The 15,291-nt window shown below is 54.5% G+C and carries 16 protein-coding genes and 1 riboswitch; of the genes, 8 read left to right on the top strand and 8 right to left on the bottom strand.

Going from position 1 to position 15,291, the window contains the following annotated elements:
* The first annotated feature begins 421 nt into the window (after positions 1 to 421).
* Positions 422 to 2,011, top strand: a complete 1,590-nt coding sequence (gene purH, locus ACJHYO_RS23520; RefSeq protein ID WP_001187554.1) for a bifunctional phosphoribosylaminoimidazolecarboxamide formyltransferase/IMP cyclohydrolase — start codon at positions 422 to 424, stop codon at positions 2,009 to 2,011.
* Between the two features lie 11 nt (positions 2,012 to 2,022).
* On the top strand, positions 2,023 to 3,312 hold the full coding sequence (gene purD / locus ACJHYO_RS23515; protein WP_085455632.1) for a phosphoribosylamine--glycine ligase: 1,290 nt from the start codon (positions 2,023 to 2,025) through the stop codon (positions 3,310 to 3,312).
* Here the strand turns inward: purD and zraR are convergent.
* Together zraR and zraS are read right to left on the bottom strand one after the other, a co-directional pair.
* Positions 3,309 to 4,634, bottom strand: a complete 1,326-nt coding sequence (gene zraR, locus ACJHYO_RS23510; RefSeq protein ID WP_044705369.1) for a sigma-54-dependent response regulator transcription factor ZraR — start codon at positions 4,632 to 4,634, stop codon at positions 3,309 to 3,311. The genes purD and zraR overlap by 4 nt on opposite strands.
* A complete protein-coding gene (gene zraS / locus ACJHYO_RS23505) occupies positions 4,631 to 6,007 on the bottom strand; it encodes a two-component system sensor histidine kinase ZraS (protein WP_001211899.1) in 1,377 nt (458 codons plus the stop codon). Before zraS ends, zraR begins: the two co-directional genes overlap by 4 nt.
* A 237-nt stretch (positions 6,008 to 6,244) precedes the next feature.
* On the opposite strand from zraS, the gene zraP reads away from it, so the two are divergent.
* A complete protein-coding gene (zraP, locus tag ACJHYO_RS23500) occupies positions 6,245 to 6,664 on the top strand; it encodes a zinc resistance sensor/chaperone ZraP (RefSeq protein WP_001314341.1) in 420 nt (139 codons plus the stop codon).
* A gap of 1 nt (position 6,665) precedes the next feature.
* On the opposite strand, the gene ACJHYO_RS23495 is transcribed toward zraP, so the two are convergent.
* The 6 genes from ACJHYO_RS23495 to nudC all read right to left on the bottom strand — a co-directional run bounded on the left by ACJHYO_RS23495 (position 6,666) and on the right by nudC (position 11,024).
* On the bottom strand, positions 6,666 to 7,361 hold the full coding sequence (locus ACJHYO_RS23495; protein ID WP_001300651.1) for a DUF1481 domain-containing protein: 696 nt from the start codon (positions 7,359 to 7,361) through the stop codon (positions 6,666 to 6,668).
* A gap of 12 nt (positions 7,362 to 7,373) precedes the next feature.
* Complete coding sequence (gene hupA, locus ACJHYO_RS23490; RefSeq protein ID WP_001044513.1) at positions 7,374 to 7,646, bottom strand: nucleoid-associated protein HU-alpha; 273 nt, start codon at positions 7,644 to 7,646, stop codon at positions 7,374 to 7,376.
* Between the two features lie 186 nt (positions 7,647 to 7,832).
* A complete protein-coding gene (locus ACJHYO_RS23485) occupies positions 7,833 to 8,423 on the bottom strand; it encodes a YjaG family protein (protein WP_000941119.1) in 591 nt (196 codons plus the stop codon).
* A gap of 42 nt (positions 8,424 to 8,465) precedes the next feature.
* The gene (nfi, locus tag ACJHYO_RS23480) at positions 8,466 to 9,137 is read right to left on the bottom strand and encodes a deoxyribonuclease V (protein ID WP_044705368.1); all 672 of its coding nucleotides are present in this window, start codon (positions 9,135 to 9,137) and stop codon (positions 8,466 to 8,468) included.
* Between the two features lie 9 nt (positions 9,138 to 9,146).
* Positions 9,147 to 10,211 (bottom strand): uroporphyrinogen decarboxylase, encoded by a 1,065-nt coding sequence (gene hemE / locus ACJHYO_RS23475; RefSeq protein ID WP_000137653.1) that lies wholly within the window; start codon positions 10,209 to 10,211, stop codon positions 9,147 to 9,149.
* A 39-nt stretch (positions 10,212 to 10,250) separates the two neighbouring features.
* Positions 10,251 to 11,024, bottom strand: a complete 774-nt coding sequence (gene nudC / locus ACJHYO_RS23470; RefSeq protein WP_000373936.1) for an NAD(+) diphosphatase — start codon at positions 11,022 to 11,024, stop codon at positions 10,251 to 10,253.
* Between the two features lie 94 nt (positions 11,025 to 11,118).
* Between nudC and rsd the strand changes: the two genes are divergently transcribed.
* The 5 genes from rsd (at position 11,119) to thiS (ending at position 15,290) form a co-directional block, all read left to right on the top strand.
* A complete protein-coding gene (gene rsd / locus ACJHYO_RS23465) occupies positions 11,119 to 11,595 on the top strand; it encodes a sigma D regulator (protein ID WP_000934308.1) in 477 nt (158 codons plus the stop codon).
* Between the two features lie 51 nt (positions 11,596 to 11,646).
* A riboswitch (TPP riboswitch) is annotated at positions 11,647 to 11,747 on the top strand.
* Positions 11,748 to 11,827: 80 nt separating this feature from the next.
* Positions 11,828 to 13,723, top strand: coding sequence for a phosphomethylpyrimidine synthase ThiC (gene thiC, locus ACJHYO_RS23460; protein WP_001276879.1), 1,896 nt, complete (start codon positions 11,828 to 11,830; stop codon positions 13,721 to 13,723).
* Positions 13,723 to 14,358: a thiamine phosphate synthase gene (gene thiE / locus ACJHYO_RS23455; protein ID WP_001683447.1), complete on the top strand. Its 636-nt coding sequence runs from the start codon at positions 13,723 to 13,725 to the stop codon at positions 14,356 to 14,358. The genes thiC and thiE overlap by 1 nt, the downstream gene beginning before the upstream one ends.
* Positions 14,351 to 15,106, top strand: coding sequence for a thiazole biosynthesis adenylyltransferase ThiF (gene thiF / locus ACJHYO_RS23450; protein WP_001314340.1), 756 nt, complete (start codon positions 14,351 to 14,353; stop codon positions 15,104 to 15,106). Before thiE ends, thiF begins: the two co-directional genes overlap by 8 nt.
* Positions 15,090 to 15,290, top strand: a complete 201-nt coding sequence (gene thiS / locus ACJHYO_RS23445) for a sulfur carrier protein ThiS (RefSeq protein WP_001166228.1) — start codon at positions 15,090 to 15,092, stop codon at positions 15,288 to 15,290. The genes thiF and thiS overlap by 17 nt, the downstream gene beginning before the upstream one ends.
* Position 15,291 lies beyond the last annotated feature (1 nt).

Raw genomic sequence — 15,291 nt, 5'->3', positions numbered from 1 at the left:
TCCTCTTTCAGAGTCAACCCTGAATTTCAGGATTTTTCTCTTCAACCGAACCGGCTGTTTGTGTGAAGTGATTCACATCCGCCGTGTCGATGGAGGCGCATTATAGGGAGTTCTCCGCAGGCCGCAATAGAAAAATTGCATAAAAATGACTGACTGCTGCATTCCCCAGCAAAACCCCGCTTTATACCTTTTTACGCACAGAGTTATCCACAATCTTCAATGTAATTTCTGTATTTTTCCCACGGTAGCCACTGTCAAAATTGTGATCACCATTGAAAGAGAAAAATTCGCGAGCGTTGCGCAAACGTTTTCGTTACAATGCGGGCGAAAAATAAGGATGCCCCGTTAGGGGCGTTAGCTGAGTTTTTCGCGAAAAATTCAGCTAACGCTCTCTGTAATAGTCAAATCCAGGGGATTTACCATGCAACAACGTCGTCCAGTCCGCCGCGCTCTGCTCAGTGTTTCTGACAAAGCCGGTATCGTCGAATTCGCCCAGGCACTTTCCGCACGCGGTGTGGAGCTGCTGTCTACAGGGGGCACTGCCCGTCTGTTAGCAGAAAAAGGTCTGCCGGTAACCGAAGTTTCCGATTACACCGGTTTCCCGGAGATGATGGATGGACGCGTGAAGACCCTGCATCCGAAAGTACATGGTGGCATTCTGGGCCGTCGCGGCCAGGACGATGCCATTATGGAAGAACATCAGATCCAGCCTATCGATATGGTGGTTGTTAACCTGTATCCGTTCGCCCAGACCGTCGCTCGTGAAGGCTGCTCGCTGGAAGATGCGGTTGAGAACATCGATATCGGCGGCCCAACGATGGTGCGCTCCGCCGCCAAGAACCATAAAGATGTCGCAATCGTGGTGAAGAGTAGCGACTACGACGCCATTATTAAAGAGATGGATGCCAACGAAGGATCGCTGACGCTTGCAACCCGTTTCGACCTTGCCATCAAAGCCTTCGAACACACTGCCGCCTACGACAGCATGATTGCCAACTACTTCGGCAGCATGGTTCCGGCCTATCACGGTGAAAGCAAAGAAGCCGCCGGTCGCTTCCCGCGTACGCTGAACCTGAACTTCATCAAGAAGCAGGATATGCGCTACGGCGAGAACAGCCACCAGCAGGCTGCCTTCTATATAGAAGAGAATGTGAAAGAAGCCTCCGTTGCCACCGCAACCCAGGTTCAGGGTAAAGCCCTCTCTTATAACAACATCGCCGATACCGATGCGGCGCTGGAGTGCGTGAAAGAGTTCGCCGAGCCGGCCTGTGTGATCGTGAAGCATGCAAACCCATGCGGCGTGGCGGTCAGCAACTCCATTCTCGATGCTTACGATCGCGCGTATAAAACCGACCCAACCTCCGCATTCGGCGGCATTATCGCCTTTAACCGCGAGCTGGATGCGGAAACCGCGCAGGCCATCATTTCTCGTCAGTTTGTTGAAGTGATTATTGCGCCGTCCGCCAGCGAAGAAGCCCTGAAAATAACCGCCGCTAAACAGAACGTTCGCGTCCTGATCTGCGGTCAGTGGGGCGAGCGTGCTCCGGGTCTTGATTTCAAACGCGTGAACGGCGGTCTGCTGGTTCAGGATCGCGACCTGGGGATGGTCGGTGCAGAAGAACTGCGCGTCGTCACCAAACGCCAGCCGACCGAACAGGAATTGCGTGATGCGCTGTTCTGCTGGAAAGTGGCGAAGTTCGTGAAATCCAACGCTATCGTCTATGCCAAAAACAATATGACCATCGGTATTGGCGCGGGCCAGATGAGCCGCGTGTACTCCGCGAAAATCGCCGGTATTAAAGCCGCCGATGAAGGTCTGGAAGTGAAAGGTTCCTCGATGGCTTCTGACGCGTTCTTCCCGTTCCGCGACGGTATTGATGCCGCCGCCGCTGCGGGCGTGACCTGTGTAATCCAGCCTGGCGGTTCCATCCGTGATGACGAAGTGATTGCCGCCGCCGACGAGCACGGTATTGCGATGCTCTTCACCGACATGCGCCACTTCCGCCATTAATGGAGCAATAGATGAAAGTATTAGTGATTGGTAACGGCGGGCGCGAGCACGCGCTGGCCTGGAAAGCGGCTCAGTCGCCGCTGGTTGAAACTGTTTTTGTTGCTCCGGGTAATGCAGGCACTGCGCTGGAACCCGCGCTACAGAACGTCGCTATCGGCGTAACCGATATCCCGGCGCTGCTGGATTTCGCACAAAACGAAAAGGTAGATCTAACCATCGTCGGCCCGGAAGCGCCGCTGGTGAAAGGCGTAGTCGATACCTTCCGCGCCGCCGGGCTGAAAATCTTCGGCCCAACCGCAGGTGCCGCGCAACTGGAAGGCTCGAAAGCGTTTACCAAAGATTTCCTGGCCCGCCATAAAATCCCTACGGCGGAATACCAGAACTTCACCGAGGTAGAACCTGCGCTGGCGTATCTGCGTGAGAAAGGCGCGCCAATCGTCATTAAAGCTGACGGTCTGGCTGCCGGGAAAGGCGTTATCGTGGCGATGACGCTGGAAGAAGCGGAAGCGGCTGTTCACGATATGCTGGCGGGCAACGCGTTTGGCGACGCGGGTCATCGCATCGTTATCGAAGAGTTCCTCGATGGCGAAGAAGCGAGCTTTATCGTGATGGTGGACGGCGAGCATGTGCTGCCGATGGCTACCAGCCAGGATCACAAACGCGTAGGCGATAAAGATACCGGACCAAACACGGGCGGGATGGGCGCTTACTCCCCCGCGCCGGTAGTAACCGATGAAGTTCATCAGCGCACGATGGAGCGTATCATCTGGCCAACCGTGAAAGGCATGGCGGCGGAAGGCAACACCTACACTGGTTTTCTCTACGCGGGCCTGATGATCGACAAACAGGGCAATCCGAAGGTTATTGAATTTAACTGCCGCTTTGGCGATCCGGAAACCCAGCCGATTATGCAGCGCATGAAGTCCGATCTGGTTGAGCTCTGCCTGGCGGCCTGTGAAGGCAAGCTGGACGAGAAAACGTCCGAGTGGGATGAACGCGCTTCTCTCGGCGTGGTGATGGCTGCGGGTGGATATCCGGGCGATTACCGCACCGGCGATGTGATCCACGGCCTGCCGCTGGAAGAAGTGGCAGACGGCAAAGTGTTCCACGCGGGCACGAAACTGGCGGATGACGAGCAGGTAGTGACCAGCGGCGGGCGCGTACTGTGCGTTACCGCGCTGGGTCATACCGTGGCAGAAGCGCAGAAACGCGCTTATGCCTTAATGACCGATATCCATTGGGACGACTGCTTCTGCCGGAAAGATATCGGCTGGCGCGCTATCGAACGCGAGCAGAACTAACGCGACAGTTTTGCCAATAGCGTTTTGCGCGTGATCCCTAACTGGCGGGCGGCTTCGGTTTTGTTGCCGCCCGTTTTCTCCAGCGCCGCCAGAATCACCTCTTTTTCGACTTCCACCAGCGGCTGAATATCCTGACTTTGTACCAGCGGGATCGGCGTACTGGCAATCGCCAGCGGCAGCTCGCGTTCGGAAATATATTCCCCGGTCAGCAGCACCACCGCCCGTTCCACCGCGTTTTCCAGTTCACGAATATTTCCCGGCCAGTCGTAGTGAATCAGCAGATCCATCGCCTGGGGCGTAAAACCTTTTACCGCCTTGCGATTACGCTCGGCAAAGCGCTGAAGAAAATGGTTTGCCAGCAGAGGAATATCTTCCCGCCGCTGACGCAGCGACGGAACTTCAATCGCCACCACGTTCAGACGATAGTAGAGATCCTGGCGAAAACGCCCGGCATTCACCTCTGCGGCAAGATCGCGATGAGTCGCCGCAATCAGCCGGACATCAACCGAAATAGTCTGGTTGCTACCGACACGCTGAACTTCGCGCTCCTGAATCGCACGTAGCAGACGCACCTGCATCATCGGCGAGATATCGCCAATTTCATCGAGAAACAACGTGCCGCCGTCCGCCTCAACAAAGCGCCCCTCCCGCCGTTTGTCGGCCCCGGTAAACGCCCCTTTTTCGTGACCGAACAATTCAGACTCCAGTAAGGATTCGTTGAGCGCCGCGCAGTTGAGCGTTACCAGCGGTTTTTCGCTACGTGCGCTACTGGCGTGAATCGCCCTGGCGACCAGCTCTTTACCGGTGCCGGAATCGCCGTGGATCAGCACCGTGGCTTCCGATGGCGCGACGAGGGCGATTTCACTGAGCAGGTGTTGCATCGCCGGGCTTTTACCGACCATACCGAACTGGCTGGCAGACACCGCAGGCGTTTCAGCGTCAACACTGTGTGTATGCGCGAGCGCCTTTTCCAGCGTCGCCTGTAGGTTATCGAAATCCAGCGGCTTGATGAGATAATCCAGCGCCCCGGTTTTCAACGCCTCTACCGCCGTCTCGACGCTGGAGTACGCGGTCATAATCAGTACCGGAATTGCCGGATTTAACGCTTTGATCTCTTTGAGCGTGGCGATGCCGTCCATCTCTGCCATTCGCACATCGCAAAGCACAAGATCAAAAACCTGTTCCCGCACCTGCTCCAGCGCCTGTCGCCCGCTGTTCGCCTGCGCGACGTTATAGCCCCAGCCACGCAGCAAAGCCTGCAAAATAGTGCAGTGGCTAATGTCATCATCCACCACCAGAATATCGATATTATCGTGCGTCATCCTTGTGGGTCCTTACGCGTAATATTGACCGGAAGCCAAAGGGTGAACGTTGCGCCTTTTCCCTCCTGGCTTGCGACCTGAATTGTACCACCGTGTTGTTCAACAATATTATGCACGACCGCCAGCCCCAGTCCGGTGCCTTCGGCTTTGGTGGTGAAGTACGGGGTGAAGATGGCTTCAAGCTGATCCGCCGCAATTCCCTTACCGCTGTCGGTAACGCTGATTTTCACGCCCGCGCCGCTTTCGCTGGCCGTCACGCTAATCACGCCATGCTGACCAATCGCCTGAATAGCATTGAGATAGAGATTCAACAGGACCTGAGTCAGCCTGTCCGGATCGGCCTGAATTTCCGGTAATGTGTCGTTGGCGGTAAAGCGTAACTGGATCTCCCGGCTGTTTGCATCCTGGCTTACCAGCTGTAATGAGTGGTTAATCAGCGTGTTGAGCTCCACCGCCTGCAAAGCCAGATGCGTTGGCTTAACCAGTTCCAGCAACTCGCTTACCACGCGGTTTAAACGGTCGGCTTCTTTCGCCATCACCTGCGCCAATTGATGCGCTTCTCCCCCTGCTGACGCGCGTTCGGCAAAGTATTTCGCCAGCCCTTTAATCGAGGAAAGTGGGTTACGGATTTCGTGGGCAACGCCTGCCGCCAGATGCCCCAGTGCCACCAGCTTCTCTTTGCGCTTCATTTCATCCTGCAATAGCTGCCGCGAGCGCAGATATCGGCGATACCAGAAGAATGACAACACGCTTGCCAGCAAGACCGTCGCCAGGGCGAAGAGGATAATCAGGGTGTTTCTCTGCTCACGATCTTCAGCACTCACAATGTTACTGGCGTCGAAAGCGATAAAAATTGCTTGTGGTGTCGCGGCATACTGCTGCATATGGCGCATCCGGTGCATTCCAGCAGCAAACATCGGTTGAAACTGGCGATAAATTTCCAGAACAGGCTCGCCGTCTGCGCTATCGATCCGCCGCCACGCTTCTTCATCTCCCGGATGTAACTGCTGCATTTCCTGCGGGGAATAAAGCTGTTTTCCCATCATGCCGGAGTTGCTATGCATCACGATTGTTCCTTGTTCATCCGTGACCGCAAACCAACGTACACCAGGCTGCCCGGCCATTTCTTCCAGTAATGCCTGCTGCTGCGCATGATGCATGCGCATCCCCATGCCGACGCGCGAGCCGGATTCAAGAGCACGAATAAGTACACTGCCTTTTTCCAGCAGCGTTTGTCTGGCGGCGGCAGTCTCGCGCCCATAATCGCGAATCACTGTCACCGCAAACAGCCCCACCAGCCCAACAATGACCACGGGGAGGATCGCGCTTAACCATTTAGCTAAGGAGTCTTTAGAACGTTGCATAAAACGCATCTTCTTCTTTGCCTGTCCATCCCTTTCTGACAGCAGAAATCATGCCATCTTTTATCAGCGCTTACCCTGAGCTGTAACACAAAGGCTTAAGTTTCAATGAGTAAAAATGACTCGCTACCCGCAGCAGGCGAGTCATTTTTACTCGTTTATCATGCCAGATTACCCGTCATATCAGCGTTTCGCCGTTGGCACGGAAGATGCAATACCCGAAGTAAGACAACCACTGGAGGATTAACCATGAAACGGAACACGAAAATTGCCCTGGTAATGATGGCGCTTTCAGCAATGGCGATGGGATCGACATCTGCATTTGCTCACGGCGGACATGGTATGTGGCAGCAAAATGCCGCGCCTTTGACCAGCGAACAACAGACAGCGTGGCAGAAAATCCATAATGACTTTTACGCTCAAAGCAGCGCACTGCAACAGCAACTGGTGACAAAGCGTTATGAATACAATGCCCTGTTAGCCGCGAACCCACCGGATAGCAGCAAAATTAACGCGGTCGCCAAAGAGATGGAGAATTTGCGTCAGTCGTTAGATGAGTTACGGGTGAAACGAGATATTGCGATGGCTGAAGCGGGTATTCCGCGCGGTACCGGAATGGGTTACGGCGACTGCGGTGGTGGCGGTCATATGGGTATGGGCCACTGGTAAATCAGAACGTTTTCTCGTTGGGTTGCCAGCGACAGAAATCAGAGTTTGCCACCAACAGTAATTGCGAACCTTCGGGCGCTTCCAGCCATGCCACGCTGACATCAACAGAAGAGCGGCTCTGGCGGCGCTCGATATGCGCTATCGCCTGCGAATCTAAATCAGGTTTAATGGTTTGCCCTTCGCAGGTGGTCACGGTCTGTTCCATCGCATGCCAGCGCCCCTGGCGCAGCACGACTCTCCCCTGACGTAAGGCATCGCTAATCTGGCGGATCTGATCAGCACGATAACGGTATAAATCGATTTGGTCGTTAGAAAGCTGCTGCTTTTCCCCATCGGATTCACGTTGCATAAAGCTCAGATCGCCGCGATCGTCAAAACGCGCGCGAATGTTCACCGGCGGTTTGCTGTAAACATTGATATTGATGAGCGTAAGGTTATCGCCCTGCCAGCGATACTCTCGCGTCGTGGTATCGCCACTGCGCCACGGGCTAAACACGGCAAGCAGATGCACATTATCGCCGCTGTCTTTTCGCCAGATGCGTACCGCGCCCTGGTCTTCAGCAAATCCACTGGCGGTAAAGGGAGGAAGTGAAGAGTTGTGACTACAGGCAGTGAGAAACAGAGCGCCTGCCAGCATCAATGATCGACGCCAGAAAGACAAAAGGGGTGAAACCACCCCTTCGTTAAAACTGTTCACTGCCACGCAATCTTACTTAACTGCGTCTTTCAGTGCCTTGCCAGAAACAAATGCCGGTACGTTAGCTGCGGCAATTTTGATTTCTTTACCGGTCTGCGGGTTGCGGCCAGTACGCTCAGCGCGGTGGTTCACTTTGAAGGTACCGAAACCAACCAGTTGTACAGCATCGCCTTCTTTCAGAGACTCAGTAATTGCAGCCAGAGTGGACTCCAGAGCAGCTTTAGCCTGGGTTTTGGACAGTTCTGCTTTCTCTGCAATTACATCAATCAGTTGAGTCTTGTTCATAAGTTATCCTTACAATGTGTTTATCGCTTGCTAAGCATCGAGTGCGACGGAAATGCCAGAATAGCACTCTCCTGCATACACGCACCGATAGCCACTTTTTTTCGCCCCCCAAATGTAGACCAGACGGGGGGCGAAAGGGAAGACTCCAGGTACGACAAATCAGGCGTTAAATCACGTTTTCTGGTCTTATTGCTGAAAAATTATACCAATATTGCTCTCACCCGCCTCACGCAGGTCTGCCCTAAGGCCTTTTATCAGCTCGATATCGCGTTCTTCGCACTCAGCTAAAAGTCGGAATATTTCCCACTGAATGTCCCATTCTTGCTCTACAGCTGGGTTTTCTTTGAGCTCTTCATCGCTCATTTCGCGACCAGCCTGAGTCATTTCCAGCATCGCCACGGTCGTGATGGAAGTCTTACTCACTTCCACCGCGTGTTCGAGCGTTTCGCCACTTAAACGCGAATGGACCAGTTCACTTAACGCCACGCAAGCATCAATTGCCGGATAAACGCCGTACAGATCAAAATCGTCGGCTGAAGGAATCGCTTCTTCAAATTTCTCCAGTTGGCTGTCGAAATTTACTTTTGCGTCTTTGACGGTCAGCGTTTCCCAAATGAGATCGAGAATGCGGCGGTAAATCTGCCCATCACCAAAACCAGTTTGCTGACAGAATACGGCGTAATTGGGGTACATGCGTTCGCATAAGCAGGCCATAAAAGTGACGTGCTGCCAGCTTTCCAGGCGCTCCAGACGCAGATGAATTGGGTTTTGTAACATGTTGAGTTCTCAAATACGGAAATTATCCGCAGTTTACCTGAATTAGGGCTGATTTGCTGTATAGCGCACGAACGCCGGACGTTCCGAGGCCACCGCGTCCGCCCAGCGCGTTGGCTCCGGCAGACGATAGCCTTTCATGCAGCGTTGTACCCACGCCAGCGCGCTGTCCACGCTGACCCGATGGCCGGTAGCGATAAACAACGGGTTACAGCGCGCTTTGCTGCGCCAGACCCAGGCCAGCTGCTCGCCTTTATCCATCAGCGGGGCCAGCGCGCCCGGTTCGCTGGAGAGCGGTTCGAATTTACCGCAGAGCCGTTTTTTCGCTACGCCAATGGTCGGCACATCCACCAGCAAACCAAAATGGCTGGCGACGCCAAGACGGCGAGGATGCGAGATCCCATGACCATCGACAAACACTAAATCCGGCTTTTGTGACAGCATCTCCCACGCTGCCAGCAGCGCAGGATATTCACGAAAGGAGAGAAAACCAGGAATGTAAGGGATGGTGGTGGCGATGCGGGCCACTTTATACTCCACCAGCTCAAGCGAGGGGTATTTCAGCAGCACCATCGCCGCTCGCGTCACTTCGCCGCCCTGCTCAAATCCGACATCGGCTCCGGCGATCAGATCCGGCGGATCTTTATCGAGTCGATCCTCGCGGATCACAGAAGAAGCCAGTTCAATTTGTTGAGCGCGTAATGACGCGAGATCCATAATCGCTCCTTAGCGGTGATACTGTTCAGACAAGCGATGCACTGCCTCCACAAACACGCCTGCATGTTCTGGCGGCACATCCTGATGAATGCCGTGACCAAGGTTAAAGACATGGCCTTCGCCGTGACCGAAACCGGCAAGTATAGACGCCACTTCTTCTTCAATGCGGGCAGGCGGCGCGTACAGCATCGACGGGTCCATATTACCCTGCAGCGCGACTTTATTGCCCACGCGACGGCGCGCATCGGCGATGTCCGTTGTCCAGTCGAGGCCCAGCGCATCGCAACCGGTTTCTGCCATCGCTTCCAGCCACTGTCCGCCACCTTTGGTAAACAGCGTGACTGGCACGCGGCGACCGTCGTTTTCACGCAGTAAACCATCAACAATTTTATGCATGTAATAAAGCGAGAACTGTTGATAATCGCGCCCGGTAAGCACGCCGCCCCAGGTGTCGAAAATCATGACTGCCTGAGCACCGGCTTTAATCTGCGCATTCAGATACAACGTGACGCTTTTCGCCAGTTTATCGAGCAGCGCGTGCAGCGCCTGCGGATCGGCATACATCATCTTTTTGATCACGGTGAAGGCTTTGCTGCTACCGCCTTCAACCATGTAAGTCGCCAGCGTCCACGGGCTGCCGGAAAAACCAATCAGCGGCACTTCGCCTTTCAGTTCGCGACGAATGGTACGCACCGCGTTCATCACGTAACCCAGCTCATCTTCCGGGTCCGGAATTGGCAGTTTATCGACGTCGGCTTTGCAGGTGACTGGCGAGGTAAAACGCGGACCTTCTCCGGCTTCAAAATAGAGCCCTAACCCCATCGCGTCCGGCACGGTGAGGATATCGGAAAAGAGGATCGCCGCATCCAGCGGATAGCGACGCAGCGGTTGCAAAGTCACTTCGCACGCCAGCTCGGCATTTTTGCACAGCGACATAAAATCGCCCGCCTGGGCGCGCGTGGCTTTATATTCCGGTAGATAGCGACCCGCCTGGCGCATCATCCATACTGGAGTGACATCAACGGGCTGGCGCAGCAGCGCCCGCAGATAACGATCGTTTTTAAGTTCGGTCATTTTGGCTGTTCCTTAGTGCGTCAGGCGGTCAGTGTATCATCACTCATACTCTGCCCGACACATCGCCACTGTATCTTCTATCAGACGGCGCGCTACGGTGCCGGGCGGCGGGAGTAACGGCAAATCGTCATAGCGATACCAGTTCGCCTCAAGCAATTCTTTCGGGTCGATCACGATCTCGCCGCTGTCATATTCCGCCATAAACGCGGTCATTAAAGACTGAGGAAACGGCCACGGTTGGGAGGTCACGTAACGCAAGTTTTTAACTTTAATTCCGCTCTCTTCCATCACTTCCCGCGCGACGGCCTGCTCGAGGGTTTCACCCACTTCGACGAATCCGGCAAGTACTGTATGGACACCGTTACGATGACGGGTATGCTGGGCGAGGAGGATCGAATCATCGCGACGGATGGCAACAATAATGCAGGGGGCGATTTGCGGGTAGTAACGCTCACGGCAATGGCTGCACAGCATCGCCCATTCGGTTTTGCTTGGATACATTTCATGCCCGCAGTAACCACAGTATTTATGCGATCGGTAAAACTCCGCCAGTTGCACGCCACGTCCGGCCAGTTGAAACAGCCCAACATCGAGATCAATGACCTGACGTACCGACCCCATATCGTGACGCCGCTGCAGTTGTACTAACCAAACAGGTTCCCCCTGCCATTCGCCGATTTGTAGTGCGCGCTGACCCACAAGATCGAAATTTGCCGCTTCGCCATATGGCAATTCTCCCTTCGGCAACCATAATTTTTGTTCATGGCTGACGACCCACCAGCCGTGATCTAATTTTTCAATTATACGATCCATAGCTCTTGCACTACCTTTGCATCACTGGCATGTTTAACATGGTTTTTACATTTCTCACAGAGCAGTTTTTGAATACAAACTTGCGGAGTCAATCATGCTTAACCAGCTCGATAACCTGACGGAGCGCGTCAGAGGAAGTAACAAACTGGTTGATCGCTGGCTACATGTACGTAAGCATCTGCTCGTGGCTTACTACAATCTGGTTGGCGTTAAGCCTGGCAAAGAATCGTACATGAGGCTAAACGAAAAAGCCCTTGATGATTTTTGTCAGAGCCTGGTCGATTACTTGTCTGCCGGACATTTCAGTATTTATGAGCGCATTCTTCATAAGCTGGAAGGCAATGGGCAACTCGCACGCGCCGCGAAGATTTGGCCACAACTCGAAGCCAATACTCAACAGATTATGGATGACTACGATTCCAGTCTGGAAACCGCCATCGATCATGATAATTACCTTGAGTTTCAACAGGTTTTATCTGACATCGGCGAGGCACTGGAAGCGCGCTTTGTGCTGGAAGATAAGCTGATTCTACTGGTGCTTGACGCCGCCCGCGTCAAATATCCTGCTTGAGTTCTGCGCTGTTAACGCGTAATTTACATTCAACGCCCCGTTTGTGGGGCTAATTTCTTGTCGGAGTGCCTTAACTGGCTGAGACCGTTTATTCGGGATCCGCGGAACCTGATCAGGCTAATACCTGCGAAGGGAACAAGAGTTAATCTGCTATCGCATCGCCTTTGCGGCGATCGTCTCTTGCTTCATCCGTCGTCTGACAAGCCACGTCCTTAACTTTTTGGAATGAGCTATGTCTGCAACAAAACTGACCCGCCGCGAACAACGCGCCCTGGCCCAACATTTTATCGATACCCTGGAAGGCTCCGCCTTTCCCAACTCAAAACGCATTTACATCACTGCCACACAACCCGGCGTGCGCGTGCCGATGCGTGAGATCCAGCTTAGCCCGACGCTAATCGGCGGTAGCAAAGAACAACCGCAGTACGAAGAAAACGAAGCGATTCCGGTCTACGACACCTCCGGTCCGTATGGCGATCCGCAGATCGCCATTAACGTGCAGCAAGGGCTGGCAAAACTACGCCAGCCGTGGATCGATGCGCGCGGCGATACCGAAGAACTTACCGTGCGCAGTTCCGATTACACAAAAGCGCGGCTGGCAGATGATGGCCTCGACGAGCTGCGTTTTAGCGGCGTATTAACGCCAAAACGCGCCAAAGCAGGACGCCGCGTCACCCAACTGCACTACGCCCGCCAGGGTATCATCACGCCCGAAATGGAATTCATCGCCATTCGCGAGAATATGGGTCGCGAGCGCATACGTAGCGAAGTTTTACGCCACCAGCATCCGGGAATGAGCTTTGGCGCACGTCTGCCGGAAAATATCACTGCGGAATTTGTCCGTGATGAAGTTGCTGCCGGACGTGCGATTATCCCGGCCAACATTAATCATCCGGAATCGGAGCCGATGATTATTGGCCGTAACTTCCTGGTAAAAGTTAACGCCAATATCGGCAACTCAGCGGTCACTTCTTCCATCGAAGAAGAAGTGGAAAAACTGGTATGGTCCACACGCTGGGGAGCGGATACCGTGATGGATCTTTCCACTGGTCGCTATATTCACGAAACCCGCGAGTGGATTTTGCGTAACAGCCCGGTGCCGATCGGTACAGTGCCGATCTACCAGGCACTGGAGAAGGTGAACGGGATCGCTGAAGATCTTACCTGGGAAGTCTTCCGCGACACCCTGCTGGAACAAGCCGAGCAAGGTGTGGATTACTTCACTATCCATGCGGGGGTGCTGCTGCGCTACGTGCCGATGACCGCGAAACGCCTGACCGGTATCGTCTCTCGCGGCGGTTCGATTATGGCGAAATGGTGCCTCTCCCATCATCAGGAAAATTTCCTCTATCAACACTTCCGCGAAATTTGTGAAATCTGTGCTGCTTATGACGTTTCGCTGTCGCTGGGCGACGGCCTGCGCCCCGGTTCTATTCAGGACGCCAACGATGAAGCACAGTTTGCCGAGCTGCATACGCTGGGCGAACTGACCAAAATCGCCTGGGAATATGACGTGCAGGTGATGATTGAAGGCCCAGGCCACGTGCCGATGCAGATGATTCGCCGCAATATGACCGAGGAGTTAGAGCACTGCCACGAAGCGCCGTTTTACACTCTGGGGCCGCTAACTACCGATATCGCGCCGGGCTATGACCACTTCACGTCAGGGATTGGCGCGGCGATGATTGGCTGGTTTGGTTGTGCAATGCTCTGCTACGTAACGCCAAAAGAGCATCTGGGTCTGCCTAATAAAGAAGATGTTAAACAGGGGCTTATCACCTATAAGATTGCCGCCCACGCCGCCGACCTGGCGAAAGGGCATCCGGGCGCGCAAATTCGCGATAACGCCATGTCGAAAGCCCGCTTCGAATTTCGCTGGGAAGACCAGTTTAATCTGGCCCTCGACCCGTTTACTGCCCGCGCTTATCACGATGAAACCCTGCCGCAAGAGTCCGGTAAAGTCGCCCATTTTTGCTCCATGTGTGGACCGAAATTCTGCTCGATGAAAATCAGCCAGGAAGTGCGTGATTACGCCGCCGCGCAAACCATTGAAGTGGGAATGGCGGATATGTCGGAGAACTTCCGCGCCAGAGGCGGAGAAATCTACCTGCGTAAGGAGGAAGCGTGATGTATCAGCCTGAGTTTCCTCCTGTACCCTTTCGTTTAGGACTGTACCCGGTGGTTGACAGCGTACAGTGGATCGAACGTCTGTTGGATGCAGGCGTACGTACTCTCCAGCTACGCATCAAAGATCGGCGCGATGAAGAGGTGGAAGCCGATGTCGTGGCGGCAATTGCGCTGGGCCGCCGCTATAACGCGCGATTGTTTATCAACGATTACTGGCGGCTGGCGATTAAGCATCAGGCGTATGGCGTCCATCTGGGGCAGGAAGATTTGCAAGCCACCGATCTCAATGCCATCCGTGCAGCGGGCCTGCGGCTGGGCGTTTCGACTCATGACGATATGGAGATCGACGTCGCGCTGGCGGCACGTCCTTCTTATATCGCGCTGGGACATGTGTTTCCGACACAAACCAAACAGATGCCTTCTGCACCGCAGGGACTGGAACAGCTGGCACGGCATGTTGAGCGCCTGGCGGATTATCCCACCGTGGCGATTGGCGGTATCAGTCTGGCGCGCGCGCCTGCGGTGATAGCAACGGGTGTCGGCAGTATCGCCGTCGTCAGCGCCATTACTCAAGCCGCAGACTGGCGTTTGGCAACGGCACAGCTGCTGGAAATTGCAGGAGTTGGCGATGAATGACCGTGACTTTATGCGTTATAGCCGCCAAATCCTGCTCGACGATATCGCTCTGGACGGGCAGCAAAAACTGCTCGACAGCCAGGTGCTGATTATTGGTCTTGGCGGGCTGGGTACACCTGCTGCGCTATACCTGGCGGGGGCTGGCGTCGGGACGCTGGTACTGGCAGATGACGACGATGTGCATTTAAGCAATCTGCAACGACAAATCCTCTTTACCACTGAAGATATCGATCGCCCGAAATCACAGGTCAGCCAACAGCGACTGACACAGTTGAATCCCGACATTCAACTGATGGCATTACAACAACGGTTGACGGGTGAGGCGTTAAAAGATGCGGTAGCACGGGCCGATGTGGTGCTCGACTGTACCGACAATATGGCGACTCGCCAGGAGATTAATGCCACCTGCGTGGCACTCAACACGCCGCTTATCACCGCCAGCGCGGTCGGATTTGGCGGTCAGTTGATGGTACTGACGCCGCCCTGGGAGCAGGGGTGTTACCGCTGCCTGTGGCCAGATAACCAGGAGCCAGAACGCAACTGCCGCACGGCGGGCGTGGTTGGCCCGGTGGTCGGGGTTATGGGCACATTACAGGCACTGGAAGCGATTAAGTTATTAAGTGGTATAGAGACGCCTGCGGGAGAACTCCGACTGTTCGACGGTAAGTCGAGCCAGTGGCGCAGCCTGGCTTTGCGCCGCGCCAGTGGTTGCCCGGTATGCGGAGGAAGCAATGCAGATCCTGTTTAACGATCAACCGATGCAGTGCGCCGCCGGGCAAACGGTTCACGAACTACTGGAGCAACTCGACCAACAACAAGCGGGCGCGGCACTGGCGATTAATCAGCAAATCGTCCCGCGTGAGCAGTGGGCGCAACATATCGTGCAGGATGGCGACCAGATCCTGCTTTTTCAGGTTATTGCAGGGGGTTAAG

Origin of the sequence: Escherichia sp. WS1118, from assembly GCF_046487695.1 — a bacterium.
GTDB classification, from domain to species: domain Bacteria; phylum Pseudomonadota; class Gammaproteobacteria; order Enterobacterales; family Enterobacteriaceae; genus Escherichia; species Escherichia coli.
Note: the sequence above shows the minus strand (reverse complement) of the source record. Positions and strands in the feature narration are given on the sequence as shown.